This window comes from Rhodococcus sp. C26F (assembly GCF_053345925.1).
On the sequence record NZ_JBKFBA010000025.1, the window covers coordinates 21525 to 41536 of the forward strand.

Annotated in this window: 13 protein-coding genes and 1 pseudogene; 8 read left to right on the top strand and 6 right to left on the bottom strand. The window is 69.4% G+C overall.

Going from position 1 to position 20012, the window contains the following annotated elements; genetic code table 11:
* Positions 1–84 precede the first annotated feature (84 nt).
* Entirely contained in the window at positions 85–7878 is a 7794-nt protein-coding gene (locus tag ACLBYD_RS21035) for an amino acid adenylation domain-containing protein (protein ID WP_447817957.1), read from the bottom strand.
* Positions 7879–8056: 178 nt separating this feature from the next.
* On the opposite strand from ACLBYD_RS21035, the gene ACLBYD_RS21040 reads away from it, so the two are divergent.
* The 3 genes from ACLBYD_RS21040 to ACLBYD_RS21050 are packed head-to-tail and all read left to right on the top strand — an operon-like array spanning position 8057 to position 11671.
* Positions 8057–9199: an isochorismate synthase gene (locus ACLBYD_RS21040; protein ID WP_447817958.1), complete on the top strand. Its 1143-nt coding sequence runs from the start codon at positions 8057–8059 to the stop codon at positions 9197–9199.
* Positions 9196–9978, top strand: coding sequence for a 2,3-dihydro-2,3-dihydroxybenzoate dehydrogenase (locus tag ACLBYD_RS21045; protein WP_447817959.1), 783 nt, complete (start codon positions 9196–9198; stop codon positions 9976–9978). The genes ACLBYD_RS21040 and ACLBYD_RS21045 overlap by 4 nt, the downstream gene beginning before the upstream one ends.
* Before the next feature lie 43 nt (positions 9979–10021).
* Positions 10022–11671: a (2,3-dihydroxybenzoyl)adenylate synthase gene (locus ACLBYD_RS21050; RefSeq protein WP_447817960.1), complete on the top strand. Its 1650-nt coding sequence runs from the start codon at positions 10022–10024 to the stop codon at positions 11669–11671.
* Here the strand turns inward: ACLBYD_RS21050 and ACLBYD_RS21055 are convergent.
* The gene (locus tag ACLBYD_RS21055) at positions 11622–13520 is read right to left on the bottom strand and encodes an ABC transporter ATP-binding protein (protein WP_447817961.1); all 1899 of its coding nucleotides are present in this window, start codon (positions 13518–13520) and stop codon (positions 11622–11624) included. The genes ACLBYD_RS21050 and ACLBYD_RS21055 overlap by 50 nt on opposite strands.
* 89 nt (positions 13521–13609) lie before the next feature.
* On the opposite strand from ACLBYD_RS21055, the gene ACLBYD_RS21060 reads away from it, so the two are divergent.
* Both ACLBYD_RS21060 and ACLBYD_RS21065 read left to right on the top strand, forming a co-directional pair.
* Positions 13610–14038 (top strand): MarR family winged helix-turn-helix transcriptional regulator, encoded by a 429-nt coding sequence (locus ACLBYD_RS21060; RefSeq protein ID WP_447817962.1) that lies wholly within the window; start codon positions 13610–13612, stop codon positions 14036–14038.
* Between the two features lie 95 nt (positions 14039–14133).
* Positions 14134–14853, top strand: coding sequence for a 2OG-Fe(II) oxygenase (locus tag ACLBYD_RS21065; RefSeq protein ID WP_447817963.1), 720 nt, complete (start codon positions 14134–14136; stop codon positions 14851–14853).
* Positions 14854–14889: 36 nt separating this feature from the next.
* Here ACLBYD_RS21065 and ACLBYD_RS21070 read toward each other — a convergent pair whose 3' ends face one another.
* Together ACLBYD_RS21070 and ACLBYD_RS21075 are read right to left on the bottom strand one after the other, a co-directional pair.
* Positions 14890–15861: a phosphotriesterase family protein gene (locus tag ACLBYD_RS21070; RefSeq protein ID WP_447817964.1), complete on the bottom strand. Its 972-nt coding sequence runs from the start codon at positions 15859–15861 to the stop codon at positions 14890–14892.
* Between the two features lie 43 nt (positions 15862–15904).
* The gene (locus tag ACLBYD_RS21075) at positions 15905–16735 is read right to left on the bottom strand and encodes an SDR family oxidoreductase (RefSeq protein ID WP_447817965.1); all 831 of its coding nucleotides are present in this window, start codon (positions 16733–16735) and stop codon (positions 15905–15907) included.
* Between the two features lie 120 nt (positions 16736–16855).
* On the opposite strand from ACLBYD_RS21075, the gene ACLBYD_RS21080 reads away from it, so the two are divergent.
* The 3 genes from ACLBYD_RS21080 to ACLBYD_RS21090 all read left to right on the top strand — a co-directional run bounded on the left by ACLBYD_RS21080 (position 16856) and on the right by ACLBYD_RS21090 (position 18955).
* Positions 16856–17518 (top strand): alpha-ketoglutarate-dependent dioxygenase AlkB family protein, encoded by a 663-nt coding sequence (locus ACLBYD_RS21080; protein WP_447817966.1) that lies wholly within the window; start codon positions 16856–16858, stop codon positions 17516–17518.
* Positions 17519–17667: 149 nt separating this feature from the next.
* Positions 17668–18417, top strand: coding sequence for a cutinase family protein (locus ACLBYD_RS21085; protein ID WP_447817967.1), 750 nt, complete (start codon positions 17668–17670; stop codon positions 18415–18417).
* 58 nt (positions 18418–18475) lie between these two features.
* Positions 18476–18955 (top strand): MarR family winged helix-turn-helix transcriptional regulator, encoded by a 480-nt coding sequence (locus tag ACLBYD_RS21090; RefSeq protein ID WP_230788296.1) that lies wholly within the window; start codon positions 18476–18478, stop codon positions 18953–18955.
* Between the two features lie 111 nt (positions 18956–19066).
* Here ACLBYD_RS21090 and ACLBYD_RS21095 read toward each other — a convergent pair whose 3' ends face one another.
* Together ACLBYD_RS21095 and ACLBYD_RS21100 are read right to left on the bottom strand one after the other, a co-directional pair.
* Positions 19067–19357 carry a type II toxin-antitoxin system Phd/YefM family antitoxin gene (locus ACLBYD_RS21095; protein WP_447817968.1) on the bottom strand — a complete coding sequence of 97 codons (291 nt, stop codon included), beginning with the start codon at positions 19355–19357 and terminating at the stop codon, positions 19067–19069.
* A gap of 32 nt (positions 19358–19389) precedes the next feature.
* Positions 19390–20012 (bottom strand): annotated as a pseudogene (locus ACLBYD_RS21100) (ABC transporter permease); the annotation flags it as partial.

Consider the following 20012-nt stretch of genomic DNA (forward strand, 5'->3'; position numbering starts at 1 on the left):
CCAGAGTCTCCCGCCGGGGCGCGTTGCCCCGGTCACGATTGGTTAGGCTAACCGAAAGAGACCGCCCCGCCAAGCGCTCCGCCCTCAGCCGAATTCGAGCGCGAAATCGTCGATCTCCGACTGGTCGAGGTCGTCGAGCGTGAGGTCGGACGGTGTGAACCCGCCCGCGTCCTCGTCCGACGCGTGCCCGGCGAGCGCACGCAGCGCCGCGATCCACTCGTCGGCCAACGCCGACACCGTCTCCGCAGGAACGAGATCGGGGCTGTACCCGAACATCCCGCGCAGCACCGGCTCGGCACCGGAATCGTCGGTGAACACACCGATCTCGACAGCGTGCGCCACGGGCATGTCGGCTTCGGTGGCCCCACCGAGCGCCGAACCCTCCGGAGCACCGGCCCACGCCTGCCCTTCGGTCTCGCCCAGCGTGAACCGGCCGAGGTAGTTGAATCCGATGTCCACAGCGCCGACGCTCGCGAGTTCCGGGCCGCCCACTGGGTCGAGATGCCGCAGCATCCCGAATCCGATTCCACTGTCGGGGATCTCCCGCAGCTGTTCCTTCACGCGTTTCAGAGCGTCACCCGCGCTCGCTCCGCCGGCGTACGCGTCGGCGACATCGAGTCCCGCGACGTCCAGGCGCACCGGATAGAGCGTGGTGAACCACCCCACCGTGCGCGACAGATCCGCCCCCGGAACGGCCTGTTCCTCACGGCCGTGCCCTTCGAGGTCGACCGCGACCGCCCCTTCGCCGCACACCCGCGCGGAGGCCAACGCCAATGCCGTGAGCAGGACGTCCTCGACGCCGGCGTGGAACCGCTCGGGAACGGTGGTGAGCAGCGCGTCGGTGAGCTCGGAGGGAACCTCGACCTGCACCTTCGCGGTTTCTGCCATGGTGTGCCGCGTGGGATCCGGATCACCGGACGCCAGACGCACGCGTCCCGCCGGGGCGAGGATGCGTCGCCACAACGACAATTCGGATCTGCGCGCCGGCACTCCGTCGAGCAGTCCCCGCGCCCAACGGCGCAGCGACGTGCCTGCGCGCACCGGGGCGACACCGTCGACCGCACCGGCGAGATCGGGCACCAGGATGCGCCACGACACACCGTCGACGACGAGGTGGTGCACCGCGACGAACACCCGTCCCGGCGCGTCGGGACCGGCGTCGAAGAAGATCACGCGCACGAGCGCGCCGGAGGCGGGATCGAGTTCGGCATAGGCGGTCCCGGTCGCTGCGACGATCGCCTCCTGCAGGTCGACCGAGTCCGAGACGTCCACGCGGGTCACGACATCGGCGGCGTCGACGGAACCGACCGGGTGGACGTCGAGCACCCGTGCCTGCGGATCGAAGACGGCCCGCAGCGCGTCGTGCGTGTCGAGCAGGGCCTGGACGCCGTCGGTCAGCCGGTCGAGCGTCAGCCCTGCGGGCGCGAGGAGCAGCCGCGACTGCGCGTAGCGGGCGTACGGTCCACCACGGTCGAGCATGTCGTGGACGATCGGGGTCGCCGGAACCTCCCCGAGTGCCGCCTCGACGTCGACCGTCCCGGGCCCGTCCTCGATCTCCGCGACGCGGGCGAGTCCCGCCGGGCTGCGGTGTTCGAAGACGTGCCGCGCGGTGAACCGGATCCCGGCGGCGCGCGCCGCGGACACCAACTGTATGGAGACGATCGAATCGCCACCGAGAGCGAAGAAGTCGTCGTCGGGACCCACGGCGTCGAGTCCGAGCACCGACGCCGTCAGCTCGCACAGGCGTTGTTCGAGTTCGTCCGCCGGCAGGCGACTCTCGGTGGCCGGCGTGAAGACCGGCTCGGGAAGTGCTCTGCGGTCGATCTTTCCGTTGCGGGTGACCGGGAGCTCGTCGAGCACGACCGTGACGGCGGGGACCATGTGGTCGGGCAACCGGTCGGCGACGTACATCCGGAGGGTGTCGGGGTCCGTCGTTCCGGCCGCGTAGGCGACGAGCCGTTTGCGACCCGGTTCGTCCTCGCGGACCACGACCGCCGCGGCACTCACCGCGGGATGGCCGCCGAGCACGGTCTCGATCTCGCCGAGTTCGATGCGGAAGCCGCGGATCTTCACCTGGTCGTCGGTCCGGCCGAGGTAGTCGAGCACCGGGCCGTCGGTCCGGGAGATCCTCCAGCGCACCAGATCGCCGGTGCGGTACAGGCGCTCGCCGTCGGTGCCGAAGGGGTCGGCCACGAATCGTCCCGCGGTCTGCGCGCTCCGACCGAGATAGCCGCGGGTGACGTGCGGGCCGCCGACGTACAGTTCGCCGGGCACGCCCGGGGGCACCTGCCGCAGGTACGCGTCGAGGACGTACACCCGGCCGCCGTGGATCGGGGTTCCGATGTTCGGGGCGCTTCCCGGGGTGAGCGCGACGCCGGTCGCGTCGACGGTGCATTCCGTCGGACCGTACATGTTGCTCACACGCACATCGGTTTCCGCAGCGAGCTGCGTCCACAGGTCACCCGGTACCGCTTCGCCGCCGAGCACCATCGACTCGGGACGGTGCGGCGCGGCGGGGTCGAGGAGTCCCTCGGCGAGCAGGCGGCCGGCGAGCACCGGACCGCAGTCGAGCGCGTCGATGCGGTGTTCCCGGACGTACCGGACGATGCCCTCGGCATCGGCCATGAGGTCCTCGGCGAGCACGTGCACGGTGTGGCCGCCCAGCATCGCGAGGAGAGGCTCGACGGACGAGTCGAACGCGAAGGTGTAGCTGAGCAGCACGGTGCGGCGGCGCGTCGCGGGATCGCCGACGGTGCGGGTGCGCACCGTCTCCCACAGGTTCACGACACCGCGGTGCGGCACCACCACGCCCTTCGGGGTGCCGGTGGATCCGGAGGTGTAGACGAGATAGGCGGTGGTGTCCGGGTGCACGACCGGCAGGTGCACGTCCGGGCGGTGATCGGTGATCGAGTCGACCGCGTCGGCATCGAGCACGACACCCACACCGGCGTCGCGGAGCATGTAGTCGTTCCGCTCCGCCGGCTGTTCCGGGTCGAGCACCAGATAGGCCGCTCCCGACTTCCACACGCCGAGGATCGCTGCGACCAGCACGGATTCCCGCGGAAGACTCAGTCCCACGACGTCTTCGGGGCCGATCCCGTCGGCGACGAGGTGACGGGCGATCCGGTCGGACCATGCGTCGAGGTCATGGAAGGTCAGGAGGTTCGACGGGGTGACCAGCGCGGTCTCGTCGCCGTAGCGCTCCACGGTGCGGGCGAACAGTGCGGGCAGGCTGCGGGTCGCCGAGCAGTCGGCGCTGCCACGGTGCGGGCCGGACGGGTCCGGGAGCGCGGTGGCATCACCGGCACGCAGCACCTCGCGCTCGGAGCCGGTGAGCAGATCGAGCTGCGAGAGCCTCGCGTCCGGATCGGCACATACCGCGGCGAACGCCCGCTCGACCCGCGCGGCGAAGGCCTCGGCGGACGACTCGTCGAACAGGTCGCGGGCGTACTCGACGCGCACGCACAGACCGCCGCCGGATTCCTCGATGACATCGAAGGTGAGGTCGAACATCGCGGTGTCGTTCGCGACGAACGAGGGTGTGGGCGTCAGCTCGTCGAATCCCGTGATGGCGGGCGGGCTCTGATACTGCACCATCACCTGGAACAGGGGGTGCCGGGCGGCGCTGCGCTCGGGGTTGAGGGTCTCCACGACGCGGTCGAACGGGACGTCCTGGTGCGAGTACGCCGCGACGTCGGTGTCCTTGATCCGGGCGAGCAGCTCCCGCACCGTGGGGTCGCCCGAGAGGTCGGTGCGCAGCACCACCATGTTGACGAAGAAGCCGACGAGGTCGTCGAGTTCGGGTGCGGGCCGTCCCGCGGTGGGCGATCCGAGCGGGATGTCCTCGCCCGCGCCGCTGTGCGACAGTGCGACCGCCACCGCCGCGTGCACCATCATGAACATCGTGGTGCCGGTCGTGCGCGCGGCCTCCCGGATCGTCGCTGCGCGGTCGGCCGGGATCCGGTGCTCGACACCGCCACCCGCGTAGGAGGCCACGGTCGGGCGCGGGCGGTCGACGGGGAGGTCGAGTTCGGCCGGGAGACCGTCGAGCTCCTTGCGCCAGAACGCGAGTTGTCGTGCGGCGAGCGAGTCCTCGTCGTCCTGGTCGCCGAGGAGTTCCCGTTGCCAGATCGCGTAGTCGGCGTACTGCACGGGCAGCGGTGCAGGCTCGTGGGCGCCGCCGCGTACGTGCGCGGAGTAGAAGTTGCCGAGATCGCGCAGCAGCAGCGGCGTGGACAGTTCGTCGCTCGCGATGTGGTGGGCGAGCACGAGCATCACGTGCTCGTCGGGCGCGATCGTGAACAACCGGATCCGCAGCGGGATCTCGCGTTCGAGATCGAACGCGTGCCGGGCCTCGGAATGCAGGCGGCCGGTGAGCGCGTCGCGGTCGACGGACTCGACCGCGAAGGGAACTTCGATCTCGGCAACCTCTTCTGCTCCGCGCACATGCTGCATCCCCACGCCGTCGCGTTCGACGAGGACGGTGCGCAGGCTCTCGTGGCGTGTGAGGACGTCGGAGACCGCGTGCCGCAGTGCATCCGGATCGACGGGTCCGTGCAGGTCCACCGTGATGGGGACGTTGTAGGTGGGGCTGGGCCCTTCCATGCGGTACATGAACCACAGGCGCTGCTGCGCATACGACAGTGGCGCAAGGGACAGGGGTGCACGGCCGGTCCCACCGCGCGGGACGAGTGCCGGCCGGGCCGGAGCGGTGGTCGGTCGATCTCCGCAGTGTGCGGCGAGCGCGACGACCTGCGGATGGTCGAAGACCGTCCGGATCGGCAGCTCCACACCGAGCTCGTCGCGGATGCGGGCGAGCAGCTTCGCGGCGCTGAGCGAGTGCCCGCCGAGGGCGAAGAAGTCGTCGTCGGCGCCCACCGTGTCGAGGCCCAGGATGTCGGCGTAGATCCGGCACAGCGCCCGTTCGGTCTCGGTCTCCGCGACGCGGGACGAGACCATCGACGAGAAGTCCGGTTCGGGCAGCGCCTTGCGGTCGAGCTTGCCGTTGGAGGTCAACGGCATCTCGTCGAGGACGACGAGCGCCGCGGGAACCATGTACCCGGGCAGGAACTCGGCGACGAGACGGCGGGCCTCGACCGGTTCGGGCACGTCCTGTCCGACGAGATAACCGACGAGCTGCGCGGTGCCGGAGGGATCGGTGCGCACCACGGTCGCGGCGCGGGAGACACCGGGGATGCGCAGTAGGGCGGCATCGACCTCACCGAGCTCGATGCGGAATCCTCGGACCTTGACCTGGTTGTCGACCCGGCCGCGGTAGACGAGGCGGCCGTCCTCGGTCCACTGCACGAGATCACCGGTGCGGTACAGGCGGGCGTACGGACCGGAGGCGTCCGCCGAGTACGGATTCGCGACGAACCTCGTCGCGGTGAGGGCGGGCGCGTCGAGATATCCCCGGACCACGCCCGGTCCGGCCACGTACAGCTCACCCTCGGTTCCGGCGGGCACGGGTGCGAGTCCCGCGTCGAGGACGTGGACGCGCAGGTTGGCGACGGGACGACCGACGACCGGTGTCTCGGCGTCGGCGACCTCCGCGACGAGGACGTCGACGCTGCACTCGGTGGGGCCGTAGAAGTTGAAGGCCGCGCCCCGGCGTTCGCGCAGGCGGCTCCACAACCGCTCGGAGACGGCGTCGCCGCCGAAACCGAGGGTAGGCACGGTGCCGTCGGGGAACAGACCGTCGTCGACGAACTGCTCGAGCTGGCTCGGTGAGAACTCGACGAAGTCCCATCCCTCGTCGAGGGCGCGACGTGCGAGTGCCGCCGGGTCGCGCTGGGTCGCCTCGTCGACGATGTCGACGGTGTGCCCGGCGAGCATCCACAGCAGCGGCTGCCACGACGCGTCGAACGCGAGCGACCAGGCCAGTCCGAGGCGGACGGATTCGCGGCCGGCCTCGCGGGCGGCGCGGGTGAACACCTGGGCGCGGTGGCTGTGGAACAGATTGACCAGCCCGCGGTGGGGTACGACGACGCCCTTCGGTCTGCCGGTCGAGCCGGACGTGTGGATCACGTAGGCGATCGAGTCGGGTGTCAGCGGACCGCGTTCCGAGTCGTCGAGCGGAGCATCGGACACGGCGTCGAGGTCGAGATCCTCGAGCACGACGCGCTTCGGCGCCCCCGTCACCACGGCGACCCGGTCGTGGGTCGTGCGGGTGGTGAGGACGCAGACGGGGTCGGTGGAGCCGAGGATGTGGGCGAGGCGTTCGAGGGGCTGATCGACGTCGAGCGGGACGTAGGCGGCGCCGGTCTCGAGGACGGCGTGGATCGCGATCAGCGCGTCGACGGTGCGGGGCAGCGCGAGGGCGACCCGCGCGTGCGGCCGGTCGAGATCGAAGCTCGAGGCGAGGTGGCGGGCCAGGCGGTGCACCCGGGCGCCGAACTGTGCGTAGGTGAGCGTCACATGGGTGTCCGCCACGGCCGGTGCGTCGGGGGCCGCCTCGATCCGCTCCCGCAGCAGGTCGACGAGGGTCAGGTCGGGGTCGAACGGGATGTCGGGGCTGTGGCTCCAGTCGTCGAGGATCGTCCGTCGCTCGTCGGCGGTCAGGACGGACACCTGTGCGAGCGGGGTGTGCAGATCCCGCTCTGCCACCGAACCGAACAGCATCTCCAAGCGCTCGGTGTGGATCGTCAGATCCTCCTCGCTGTAGACGTCGGCGTCGACGTCGACGAACACCTCGAGTCCGGCACTGCCGTCGAGGGGCCGCACGGTGACCATGAAGTCCTGCAGGGGTCCTCGGGCGACCGAGTGCACGGCCGCACGCATGTCGCCGAACCGGAGCGAGTCGCCGAACGGTTTGACGTTGACCGACGGGCCGATGACGCCGCGGGATCCGGTCGGTAGTCGCAGGTCGCGCTGGATGTCCTCGGTGCGGTAACGATAGTGGTTGCGGCACAGCGCCACTCCGTCGCGCACCTGCGCCACGAGATCGACGAGCGTGGCCGATGCGGTCGGATTCAGGCGCAGCGGAACGACATTGACCGCGGTGATCGGCACCCGCAGTGCGGCGCTGCCGAGCCGGTTCATGACGGGGAAACCGAGTGTGAGGTCCTCGCGTCCGGTAGCTCCGCGCAGGTAGGCGGCGACGAGCGCGGTAACCGCGTCACCCCAACTCGCGCCGACCTCCTTGCCGAGAGCCACCAGACCGCGCTGCCGGTCGGCGTCGAGGGTGAAGCGCGCGCCACGGGAGCGACGCGCGATGCCACCCGGGCCGGGCCGCAGGGCGACCGCTTCGTCCACGCCGTCGAGGTACGCGCTCCAGAAGTCACGGTCTGCGTCGAAGTCGGCCGAGTCGCGATAGTCCGATTCTTCCCGTATCACCGATTCGACCGAATCGAACCGTGCGGCAGCAACTTCCGTACCGGCGACCGCGGCGGTGTAGCGCTCGGCGATGCGCCGGTTGAACAGCGAGAACCCGAAGGCGTCGAGGACGATGTGGTGGGCACGCAGGTAGAGCAGGACGTGATCGTCGGCGAGTCGCAGGACCGCGGCCCGGACGCACGGATCCACCGACAGGTCGACGGGCCGCTCGAGGTCGCGCGCCATCCACTCGTGGGCCGCCTGCCAGGGGTCCGCCGCGGAGGTGAAGTCGACGGTCGGGGCGAGATCGAGTGTGCGCGCACCGGGAATCCGGACGACCGTACCGTCGGCGAGGGTCTCGAACCCCGCGACCAGCACCTCGGCCTCGGATGCCGCCTTGGAAACCGCTGTGACCAGCGCTTCCTCGTCGACCGCGCCTCGCAGTTCGATGCACTCCGAGGTGTTGAACAGCGGGTTGTCGGGGTTCAGTTGCTGGGCGAACCATACGCCCGACTGTGCGCGCGACAGAGCGAGCCGTGAGGCGTCCGGGCCGGCAAGGAGCACTGGAGATCCTCTTTCCTTCGATCGAAACGATTGACTGGGAACGGAATCCGCTGATGTGCGCGCTGCGGCGCCGGAGGGCACAGTACCAAAGGTTAGGCTTACCGTATATGTTGCTCAGTGATCGTGTGTCCTGTGGCGCGGTCCTGCCAGCAGACCTCCTCAACCGGAAGGTACGAGAATGCAAGTGCCGGTCCTCGGTGCAACCGCTACCGACCGGGCCGAGCGGCCCGTCGCGCACCCGTTCGTCCTGTCCCGCCCGCACGGCACGGTGATCGCCGAAGGCGTGAGCGAACGCTTCGACCGCGCGTCCGCCGCCGCCGACGCCCTGCGCACCGGACAGGTCGCCGCGATCGTCGGAGCACTGCCCTTCGCACCCGACGGTCCGGCCGCACTGACCGCTCCGAACACACTCCATCACTCCCCCGCGCACTACGACGCACCGGCCGCCGACCTGCCCCCGATCACGATCACGGGCGCATTGCCGTCGGAAGGCGAGCACATCGATCGGGTCGAGACCGTACTGCGCCTGCTCCGCTCGGACGACAGCGACCTGCTCAAGGTGGTCCTGGCCCGGGCACTCGCCCTGCGCGCCGACCGGCCCGTCACCCCGCACGACCTCCTCGTCGCTCTCACGCGAAACGATCCGCTGCACAACGGCTTCCTCGTCGACCTCACAGCAGCCGGTGGCGCGTGGACGGGACGTCACCTGGTGGGGTCGAGCCCGGAGGTGCTCGTGCGCCGTCGCGGAGATCGGGTCACCGCTCACCCCCTCGCCGGATCCGCACCGCGGCACCGCGACCCCGAGATCGATCGGGCGACGGCCGACAGGCTCGCCGGCTCCGCGAAGAACCTCGCCGAGCACGCGCACGTGATCGATGCGATCCGCACCGCGCTCGAACCGTTGTGCGTCGACCTCGACATCCCCGAGCAGCCGACCGTGACGAGCACACGCCAGCTGTGGCATCTCGGCACTCCCATCGAGGGTCGCCTGCGCGATCCGGGTGTCACGGCCCTCGATCTCGCACTCGCGGTGCACCCCACCCCCGCGATCTGCGGCACGCCGACCGCGGCCGCCCGCGATCTGATCCTCGCGACCGAGGGTGACCGGGGCTTCTACGCCGGTGCCCTCGGATGGTGCGACGCCGCGGGCGACGGCGAATGGTTGGTCACGATCCGCTGCGCCGTCCTCGATGCCGACGGTGTCGGGCTCACGGCCTACGCCGGGGGCGGTATCGTCGCCGACTCCGACCCTGCCGACGAACTGGCCGAGACGACCGTCAAGTTCGGCACCGTCCTCGATGCACTGGGAGTACTCCGATGACCGAGACCGCACCCTCCCCCGTCACGCTCGTCGTCGGGGCCGCGCAGGGTATCGGCCGCGCGACCGCCGAGGCCCTGGTGCGTGCCGGTCACCGTCTCGTGCTCGCCGACCGCAACGCCGAAGGACTGCGCAAGACTGCCGCGCTGCTCGGCGGCTCCGTCCCCACCTACCCCGTCGACATCCGCGACCACGACGCCGTCGCCTACGTCGTCGAGAGCATCGAATCCGAGCACGGACCGATCGAGCATCTCGCGCACGTCGCCGGTGTCTTCACCACGGGCTCGGTGCTCGACTCCGATCCCGAGGACTGGCAGCACATGTACGACGTCAACGTCACCGGCCTGCTGTCGGTCCTGCGTTCGGTCGGACGGGCCATGCGGGAGCGGCGGTCGGGTTCGATCGTCGTCGTCGGATCGAACTCCGCGGGCGTGCCGCGCATGGGCATGGGCGCCTACGGATCGTCCAAGGCCGCGTCCACGATGATCGTCCGGATCCTCGGACTCGAGCTGGCGCAGTACGGGATCCGCGCCAACATCGTCGCGCCGGGTTCCACCGACACCGCCATGCAGCGCTCGCTGTGGGAGGACCCGAACGACGACGCCGGCGCACGCAGCGCCATCGAAGGTGACCTGTCGCAGTTCAAGGTCGGCATCCCCCTCGGCCGCATCGCCGAGCCCGCCGACATCGCCGAGGCCATCGAGTTCCTGCTGTCCGACCGTGCTCGTCACATCACCATGCAGGCGCTCTACATCGACGGCGGCGCCACCCTCCGCGCCTGACCGACAGACCTGCATCGACCCTAATCCCGAAAGGAACCGTTCCGTGACAACCGGTTTCGAGCGCACGCCGCTCGCCGACACCGCCCGCTACCCCGAGGAGTTCGCCGAGCGGTATCGCGCAGCCCGTTACTGGACGAACGAGACCTTCGGCGAATTCCTCCCGGCCCGCGCCGCCCGGTTCGCCGGTCGCATCGCCGTCGTCGGACACGACGCGACGGGCACCTGGCGGCGCATCACCTACCGCGAACTCGACGACGCCTCGGCCCGCATCGCCGCCGGTCTCGCCGACCTCGGGGTCCGGAACGGCGACCGAGTCGTCCTGCAGTTGCCGAACATCGTCGAGTACACCGAAGTGCTCTTCGCGGTCTTCCGCCTCGGCGCGCTCCCCGTCTTCTCCCTGCCCGCGCACCGCGCGTCGGAGATCGGCTACTTCTGCCGGTTCAGCGACGCCGCAGCGTACGTGATCGCCGCCGAACACGGCGGATTCGACTACCGCGTGCTCGCCCGGCAGGTCACCTCCGAGATGGAGAATCCGCCGGTGGTCGTGGTCGCCGGTGAGGCCGAGGAATTCACTGCGCTCGGGTCGTTGCGCGACCGCGAAGCGGCGCCGATCACGGAGAACGACGCCGGAAGCGTTGCCTTCCTGCAGCTGTCGGGTGGCACGACCGGAACGTCGAAGCTCATCCCCCGCACCCACGCCGACTACCTGTACTCCGTGCGCGAATCCGCGGTGATCTGCGGAGTGGACGAGAACACCCGCATGCTGGTCGCGCTGCCGGCGGCGCACAACTTCCCGATGAGCTCGCCGGGCATCCTCGGTGTACTGCACGCCGGCGGCACCGTCGTCCTCGCTCCGGATCCGAGCCCCGACACCGCGTTCGCCCTCATCGAGAGCGAGGGCGTGACGATGGCATCGCTCGTCCCGCCCCTCGCGCAGGCGTGGCTGTCGGCGCGGGCCCGCACCGAACGCGACCTGTCGTCGCTCGAGGTGCTGCAGGTCGGTGGAGCGAAGTTCCCGGCCGAGGCCGCCAAACGCGTCCGCCCCGAACTCGGCTGCACGCTGCAGCAGGTCTTCGGCATGGCGGAGGGTCTCGTCAACTACACCCGGCTCGACGACGACGAGGACACCATCGTCACCACCCAGGGCCGGCCGATCAGCCCCGACGACGAGATCCGCGTCGTCGACGACACGGACGAGCCCGTCGCCGCGGGCACCACCGGCCACCTGCTCACCCGCGGCCCGTACACGATCCGGGGCTACTACAATGCGCCGGAACACAATTCGATGGCATTCACCCCGGACGGCTTCTACCGCACCGGCGACATCGTCCGGCTCACCGAGCACGGCTACATCGTCGTCGAGGGACGCGCGAAGGACCAGATCAATCGCGGTGGCGAGAAGATCGCGGCCGAGGAGGTCGAGAATCATCTGATCGCGCACCCGGCCGTGCTCGACGCGGCGGTGGTGTCGATACCCGACAAGTATCTCGGCGAGCGCACCTGCGCCTTCGTCGTCACCGAGGGTGAAGCGCCGAAAACCCTCGCGCTCAAGAAGTTCCTGAGGGAACGAGGGCTGGCCGAGTACAAGATCCCCGACAAGGTGCAGTTCGTCGACGCCTTCCCGGTCACGGGAGTGGGCAAGATCAGCCGGAACGAACTGCGGCGCGCTCTCGCGGCCACTCTGAAGGACTGATCTCGCTCCGCGCCGACGGGATGGTCTCACCTCGCTCGGCACGGGCCGCGAGGGTTGCGTAGCGGCCCCCGTGGGCGACGAGGTCGTCGTGCGTTCCGCGTTCGACGATGCGGCCCCGGTCGAGGACCACGATCTCGTCGGCGTTGCGCACGGTCGAGAGCCGGTGCGCGATGGTGATGGTCGTGCGTCCGCTGCGCGCGGCGTCGAGGGCCTGCTGCACGGCGTGCTCGGTGTCGTTGTCGAGGGCGCTGGTCGCCTCGTCGAGCACGAGGACACGCGGGTCGCGCAGGAGCGTGCGGGCGATCGCCAGTCGCTGTTTCTCGCCACCCGAGAAACGGTGTCCGCGGGCGCCGACGACGGTGTCGTAGCCGTCCGGCAGCGAGACGATCAGGTCGTGGATGTGGGCGGCGCGGGCCGCGGCCTCGATCTCGTCGTCGGTCGCGTCCGGCTTCGCGTAGCGCAGGTTCTCCCGGACGGTCGCGTGGAGGAGGTAGGTCTCCTGCGAGACCACGCCGACCAGTCCGGCGAGATCGGCGAGCCGCATGTCGCGCAGGTCGACACCGTCGATGCTCACGCGTCCCTCGACCGGGTCGTACAGTCGTGCGACGAGCGAGCCGAGCGTGGTCTTGCCCGAGCCGGTCTCACCGACGAGCGCGACCTGCGCCCCCGCCGGGACGTCGAGGTCGATCCCGTCGAGCGCGTTGCGGTGCGCGCCTTCGTAGCGGAAGCTCACGTTCTCGAACCGCACCCGGCCGGCGACGGTCGCCGGGTCGACGGGCACCGGATCGCGCGGGTCGTCGATGTCGACGGGAAGGTCGAGGTATTCGAAGATGCGGCTGAACAGGGCCAGCGAGCTGGTGACGGAGACACCGACGTCGAGCAGGCTCATCAGTGGCCGGAACAACGCGCCCTGCAGGCCGGTGAAGGCCACCAGGGTGCCGATCGTCATGCCGCCCGACGTGGCCGGCAGACCGGCGACGAGATAGAGGACCGCGGGGATCGCCGCGAAGACGATGTTCATCGTGGCCATGCGCCAGCGGCCGGACAACTGCGCGTGCACCTCGAGATCGGCGAGTTCCTCCGACGTGCGGGCGAACTTGTCGGACAGTGCCGGGCCGGTGCCCAGCGTCTTGACGAGCAGCACGCCGCTGACCGACAGTCCTTCGTCGATCTGCGACTGCATGTCGGCGAGGCGCCGTTGCTGACGGGCGGTGACGGCGCGGCGCATGAGCGCGACCCGGCGCGTGAGCCAGATGGCCGGCGGGAGCACGATCAGGGAGAGCAGGGCCAGTCGCCAGCTGAGGACCGCCATGGCGATCGCCGTGCCGACGACGGTGGTGACGTTGGACGCCAGTGAGGTCGCGGTGTTGGTGACCACGGACTGCATGCCGCCGATGTCGTTGGTCAGCCGCGACTGGATCTCACCGCCGCGGGTGCGGGTGAAGAAGTTCAGCGACTGTCGCTGCAGGTGGGAGAAGACCCGGGTACGCAGACCGTGCATGACGTTCTGGCCGACGGTCGTGGAGATCCAGGTCTGGACGACGGACAGGAGCGAGCTCGCGACGGTGACGGCCAGCATGCCGCCGACGGCCCACAGCAGCAGGCTCACGTTCTGGTGCGGGATGGCGTCGTCGATGACGGCGCGGACGAGGAAGGGCGTCGCGAGGGAGATCACCGACGAGGCGATGATGAGCGCGACGACGAGGGTGATCTTCCACCGATAGGGCGCGAAGAGGGCGCCGATACGGCGCAGGCTCACCGGGGCCTCGCGGAGCTGCTCGAGATCCTTCTTGTCGATCCTGCCGCGGCTGCCCGGCTTGCCGCCGAGAGTGGGTGGGGGCTGCATCATGTGCGCCACCTCGATTCGTGGTTCGTGTTCCGTACTTATTGAGGCTGACTCATTGAGTGGTAACCGTCAAGTGAGGTAATGTGACCACTATGTCGGATTCACCCGTCGCACTGCGCGATCTCCTCCTCACCACCACGCGTACGCTGCGCCGACGCTGGCACGACCTCCTCCAACCGTGGGGATTGTCACCCCACGAGTACCGGGCGCTCGACGTCATCGGACGCGCCGACGACCCCATCCGCCTCGGCGTCGTGGCCAAGGAACTGCGCATCGTCCCCCGCTCGGCCACCGAGGTCGTCGACCGCCTGGAGTCGCGGGGTCTCACCGAGCGACTCCCCGATCCCGCCGACCGACGCGCGGTCTGCGTGCGACTGACCGACGAGGGCCGCAGGATCCGGGCCGAACTGGCCTCGGCCCGCGATGCCGACGCCGTCGAGATGTTCGACCGGCTCGACGCCGCGGAACGCGCACGACTGTCCGATCTGCTGCACAAACTCGTCGACGACCGGCCGCGCTGATCCCTTCCGGTTCCGGGTACTCACATTTCCGACGGCGGCGACGTCTTCCCGACGAGGGCTTGTGCCCGTGTTGTCCGGCCGATCGAGGAGAGCCCGTGGAGACCATCGAGAATCTGCAGCCACGCGTCGACGAGCTGCGTTGGCCCGAGTTGACGAGCGAGCTCGATGAGAACGGCTGCGCCCTCACCGGGCCGCTGTTGAGCGACGACGAATGCACCGAACTCGCGGCCCTGTGGGACGACGACGCCCGCTTCCGCACCACGGTCGACATGAGCCGCTACCGGTACGGACACGGCACCTACAAGTACTTCGGCTCACCCGTCCCCGACGCCGTCGCACACCTGCGCTCGGCGTTCTACCGGCAGCTGCTCGCCGTCGCGCGCTCGTGGGCCGAACGCCTCGGCGATCCGGCACCCTGGCCCGACGACTTCGACGACTGGCTCGACATGTGCCACGCGGCCGGCCAGACCGACCCCACCCCGCTGATGCTGCGCTACACCACTGGCGACTGGAACGCCCTGCATCGCGATCTCTACGGCGACCTCGTGTTCCCACTGCAGGTCGTGATCGGGCTCGACCGGGCGGGCGTCGACTACACCGGCGGCGAGTTCCTGTTGGTCGAACAACGGCCCCGCGCGCAGTCGCGGGGCACCGTCACCGTGCTCGAGCAAGGCCACGCGCTGATCTTCACCACCCGCGACCGACCGATCCGGTCGGCGCGCGGATGGTCGCGGGCGCCGGTCCGGCACGGCGTGAGCACCGTCCGATCGGGCCTGCGTCGCACGCTCGGCCTGGTACTGCACGACGCCGCCTGAGCGTCCTCGGTGCTACCCGACGCGACCTACGCCGCCTCAGCGTTCGAAGATCCGCCTCGGATTGTCCACGAGCATCGTGGTGATCTGCTCGTCGGTTACGCCCCGTTCGCGCAGGGCCGGCAGCACCTCGTCGCTGATGTGGTTGTAGTTCCAGTTGGGCACGGCGGCCTGCTTCACGTCGTGCGGGAACCAGTCGATGAAGCACGACGCATCGTGCGAGAGCACCATGCGCTCGGTGTAACCGGCCTCCACGAGCGCGACCACCGTGTCGACGCGTTGCTCGAACGGCAACAGCAGATCGAGGCCGAAGCGGTCCATCCCGAGAATCGAACCGGCGTCGGCGATGCGACGCAGGTAGTCCAGATCGGTCGAATCACCGCTGTGCCCGATCACCACCTTGGTGAGGTCGACACCTTCCTCCGCGAGCACTCGCTGCGCCACCTCCCCCGACCCGGTATGCGGATTGGTGTGCACCGTGATCGGCACACCGGTCTCGACGTGCGCCTGCCCCACCGCTCGCATCACGCGCTCGACGCCCGGCGTGAGTCCCGGAAGCTCGATGGCGCACTTGAGCATTCCTGCACGCACCCCCGTGCCGGCGATGCCCTCGCGGATGTCCTTCACGAACAGTTCGGTGAGCGGCTCCGGTCCGTCCACCAGCAGCCCCGGCCCGACGTTGTGGAACTGGAACGGCAGGTCGTTGTAGGTATACAGGCCCGTCGCGACGACGATGGAGATGTCCACCCGTTCGGCGACGCGCTGGATGCGCGGGATGTACCGGCCGAGACCGACCACCGTGGGGTCGACGATCGTGTCGATGCCGCGCTCCGACAACGCGTTCAACTTCGCGACCGCGTCGTCGACGCGTTCGTCCTCGTCCCACGGGCTCGGGTAGTCGGGAAAGTTGGTGCGGATCTCCTCGCCGAGAATGAAGACGTGCTCGTGCATGAGGACTCTGCCCAGACGGCCCGTGTCGAGAGGGCCGCGAACGGTGTCGAGGGATGTCATGACCGGTGACGTTAGGACACCACCAGGGGCAGGGGCACCGATTTCACGAATCGGTGGGAGTCGACTCCTCGAGGGCCTGACGATAGCGACGCATGCCGCGCAGCCATCGGTCGTAGTCGGCGCCCTTGTTCCGGTACATCTCGAGGACCTCCGGGTGCGGAAGGATCAGGAAGTGCTCCTCCTCCATCGCGGCGAACACCGTCTCCGCGACGTCCGCGGGTTCGAGCACCGCACCGGCGGTCGTGACGGCCCGGGTGGCGAGTTCACCGAGCGCGTGCCCGGATGCATCCCCCGAGTACAGCAGAGGTGTGTTGACGCCCATCGGGCACAGGCAGCTCACCCTCACACCTTTGTCGCCGTAGGTCACCGACAGCCACTCGGCGAAACCGACGGCCGCGTGCTTGGTGACCGAGTAGGTGGCCGAGCCGATCTGTGTGAGCAGGCCGGCCGCCGACGCCGTGCTGACGAAATAGCCCTCGCCACGTTCGACCCATCGGGGTACCAGCAGTCGCGCCGCACGGATGTGTGCGCGCAGGTTGACGTCGAAGGACTGCTCCCAGACCGAGTCCTCGATCTCCAGGCCGGGCACACCGGTGACACCCGCGTTGGCGAAGTACAGGTCCACGGGACCGAACTCCGCTTCGGCGCGCTCGACGAGGCCGCGGATGTGTTCGTCGTCGGAGACGTCCGCCGCCACCGCGACGGCGCTCCCCGGCGTCTTCTCCTCGAGCGTCGCGACGACGCGCTGCGCCGCATGTTCGTCGAGGTCGGCGACCACCACTCGCGCACCTCGCTCGACGAGGCCGGCAGCGATGGCGCCGCCGATTCCGCCGCCCCCGCCGGTCACGACGGCCACTCTGCCTTCGACCTTCATCGCTGATACCTCCCCGTCGAATCGCAGTGCCGTCCCGTGCGGCACAGTTGGTACTGAACCTGTCTACACGTATCACCGGCTGTAGGTACCGCTCACACGCATGGAGGTCGAGTACCCGGGATGGACGAATTGTTCTCCGTCTCCCGTCCGCGACGCGAGATCGCGCCGGGCGCCGTGCACGTGCCCGACTGGCTCGACCCGGGCGAACAGCGCGAGCTCGTCGAGCTGTGTCGTGAATGGGCGCGCCCGCCGGCGCCGATGCGGCACACCCTGCTGCCGGGTGGCGGACGGATGTCGGTGAGCACGGTGTGCCTCGGATGGCATTGGTCGCCGTACCGCTACACCCGCACCGCGGTCGATGTCGACGACGCTCCCGTTCCGCCGCTTCCCGACCGGCTCGTCGAACTCGGGCGGCGTGCCGTCGCCGATGCCTACGACGATCCGGCGGCCGGGGGCGGGTACGAGCCCGATACCGCTCTGATCAATTTCTACGACCGCGACGCGCGGATGGGCATGCATCAGGACAAGGACGAGCGGGTGAGCGCGCCGATCGTGTCGCTCAGTCTCGGGGATGCCTGCCTGTTCCGGTTCGGCAACACCGAGTCGCGCGGCCGGCCGTACACCGACGTGCGTCTCGAGTCCGGCGATCTGTTCGTCTTCGGCGGTCCGTCGCGGTTCGCCTATCACGGGGTGCCGGTCGTGTATCCGGACACCGGCAATGCCCGCTGCGGACTCACCGCGGGGCGCCTCAATATCACCCTGCGGAGCACCGGACTCGCTTGATCGAACCGCTCGGGAATGCCGAACGTTCGGTCTGTGACTTTGTAACCAACTACACTCGGAGTAGCGGTTCTCCGGCGAGAAATACGTCAAATCGGACGACATTCTCGTGCGGTAGTCATCGGTGTCGGGGTCGATCACAGGAGACTGCCATGTCCGACTTCGCTTGTCGTCGTGTCCTGGCGATCATCGCAGGACTCGCCCTCGGCCTGACCGGACCCGTCGCCGCCACCACCACTGACGGCACCGCGTCCACCGCCGGCGCGGAGACCTTCCGTCCGTGCCCGGAGCGGTTCGTCATCGCGGTCGACGGAACCCGCAACATCGACACCCCGGATTCGATCGATCCCGATTCACCCCTCGCGAAGATCTCGGCGCGGTACGCGGCACCCGGCACGGTGGTCGAGCACATCCGCTATCCCGCCGTCGTGGTTCCGGTGCCCGAGTCCGGGTCGAGCGAGGGGTCGGGGCGTCTCGCCTACGACGAGTCCAAGAGGATCGGGCATCAGCGCCTGCGCGAGACGATCATCGTCCGGCACGGTTCGTGCCCCGACAGCGAGTTCGTCGTCCTCGGTTACTCGCAGGGCGCGTCGATCGCCGGCGACGTCCTCGCCGAGATCGCGGCCGACGGTTCGGTGCCGCCGGAGCGGATCAGCGGTGTGCTGTACTCCGACCCGCGCGACACCCGGGGAGTCGAAACGCTGTTCCCGGGCGAGGTCGTCCCGGGCATCACGCTCGGCGGTGGTCGCGACGACTTCGGCACGATCGCCGTCGAACGGATCTGCATCGAGGGCGACGCGGTCTGCGACGGCGTGACACCGGAGGAAAGCGAAGGGTGGTTGCGCGAGAACGTCACCGGCTACCTGAGGCTGCACACGATCTATCCCGACTACGACCCGTGAGAATCGTCGCACCCGGGAGAACCCGGGCCGGGGCATACCGGTTCGGTATCGTCGGTTCATGAGCGTCGAGTCCCCGGCCACCCACCTCCCCGCTTCCGGTGATGATCCTCTCGCGCTGGAGCGGCAGGTGTGTTTCGCGCTCGCCGTGGCGAACCGCGCCGTGCTCGCGGTCTATCGACCGATCCTCGACAGGCTGGGACTGACCCACCCGCAGTACCTGGTGATGCTCGCCCTGTGGGAACGCTCGCCGCTGACGAGCAAGGAGGTGGGGCAGTTGCTCCAGCTCGACTCCCCCACGCTGTCTCCGCTGCTCAAGCGACTCGAGGCGCTGGGCCTGATCACCCGCGCACGCAGCGCGGCCGACGAACGGCAACTCGTCCTCGAACTCACCGACGCCGGCCGGGCGCTGCGTGCCGAGGCCGAGTCGGTGCCGGGACAGGTCGTCGATGCCCTCGATGTCGGGCTCGACGAACTCCAGGACCTGCACGCCGCGCTCGTGCGCGTCAACGCGGCGGCGTTGAAGGCCGGAGCACTCTGACAGATCGGTAGCTGCCGCAACCCCGACGGCTCGCGGCAGCACTGTCCGACCGTCTTCTATCGATACGCATCGGCACGGTGCGAAATCGCGGTGACCTCGACCGTGCGGCGCTCATTCCTCGGACGACCGGTCGTCATGCATCAGCTGCCTCAGCTCCTCCGCATCGACGACGTCACCCGACTCGACCTCGGTTCGGCCCGCGATGTGCGTCCTCAGCAGATCGGCAACCGACAACACCGCGATCGTTTCCTGCATCGCGTCGTAATCGTCGGCACCGAGAAGCACCGCGGCGCGGTGCCCGTTACGGGTGATCTCGAATCGCTCGTGTGTGCGTTCGGCCTCGTCGACCAATCGTGACAATTGCGCCCGGGCGACGGCGACAGGAAGAGTGGTCATGTACATATTTCTAGCGATATCGCTGGGGAAGTCGCAGGTCATTCGGTTCGCGTCGAGTCCGACACCGGCTTTCGACGCGAGGCCACGAACGCCAGGACGAGACCGAAGACCACCCAGCACAGCAGGACGATCGTGGGGAAAGCTGCGCCGACGCCGTCGAAGAAGGCATTGGCCCGCAGCAGGGATCCAGTGGCGCCGGGCGGGAGCAGCTGACCGAGGGTCGACCACCCGTCGGGCAGCCAGGCATGTCCCGTGGCCAGGCCCGACAGTGGGTTGCCGACGAACATCATCGTCACCGCCCCGATCGCGATGCCGGGAAGTCCGAGCAGCGCTTCGAGACCCAGGATCGTGAACGCGAGCGCCGCCAGACCGAGCGTGAAGCCGGCGGCGGTGAGCCAGTAGTTGCCGTCGAGCGAGCCCAGACCGAACTGCAGCAGCGCGGTGAGCGCGAACCCGGCGACCACCGCGAACCCGGCCACGCCGACCAGACGCAGCACCAGCCGGTCGCGGCCGGGGAACAACTGGGTCAGCGCGATCGCCGGGATGAGGCCGCCGAAGACCATCGGCAGGGCCGCGGCGGTCAGGCCGGCGCCGCGCGGATCGTCGTCCGGGAAGGGCACCACGTCCGTCGTCTGCACGGGCAGCTGCTGCTGCCCGGCCA

Bases quoted from the DNA above. Each gene is read 5' to 3' on its own strand.
- ACLBYD_RS21040 (WP_447817958.1), top strand. From the start codon at position 8,057: ATGCAAGTGCCGGTCCTCGGTGCAACCGCTACCGACCGGGCCGAGCGG.
- ACLBYD_RS21045 (WP_447817959.1), top strand. From the start codon at position 9,196: ATGACCGAGACCGCACCCTCCCCCGTCACGCTCGTCGTCGGGGCCGCG.
- ACLBYD_RS21055 (WP_447817961.1), bottom strand. From the start codon at position 13,520: ATGATGCAGCCCCCACCCACTCTCGGCGGCAAGCCGGGCAGCCGCGGC.
- ACLBYD_RS21060 (WP_447817962.1), top strand. From the start codon at position 13,610: ATGTCGGATTCACCCGTCGCACTGCGCGATCTCCTCCTCACCACCACG.
- ACLBYD_RS21070 (WP_447817964.1), bottom strand. From the start codon at position 15,861: ATGACATCCCTCGACACCGTTCGCGGCCCTCTCGACACGGGCCGTCTG.
- ACLBYD_RS21075 (WP_447817965.1), bottom strand. From the start codon at position 16,735: ATGAAGGTCGAAGGCAGAGTGGCCGTCGTGACCGGCGGGGGCGGCGGA.
- ACLBYD_RS21080 (WP_447817966.1), top strand. From the start codon at position 16,856: ATGGACGAATTGTTCTCCGTCTCCCGTCCGCGACGCGAGATCGCGCCG.
- ACLBYD_RS21085 (WP_447817967.1), top strand. From the start codon at position 17,668: ATGTCCGACTTCGCTTGTCGTCGTGTCCTGGCGATCATCGCAGGACTC.
- ACLBYD_RS21090 (WP_230788296.1), top strand. From the start codon at position 18,476: ATGAGCGTCGAGTCCCCGGCCACCCACCTCCCCGCTTCCGGTGATGAT.
- ACLBYD_RS21095 (WP_447817968.1), bottom strand. From the start codon at position 19,357: ATGTACATGACCACTCTTCCTGTCGCCGTCGCCCGGGCGCAATTGTCA.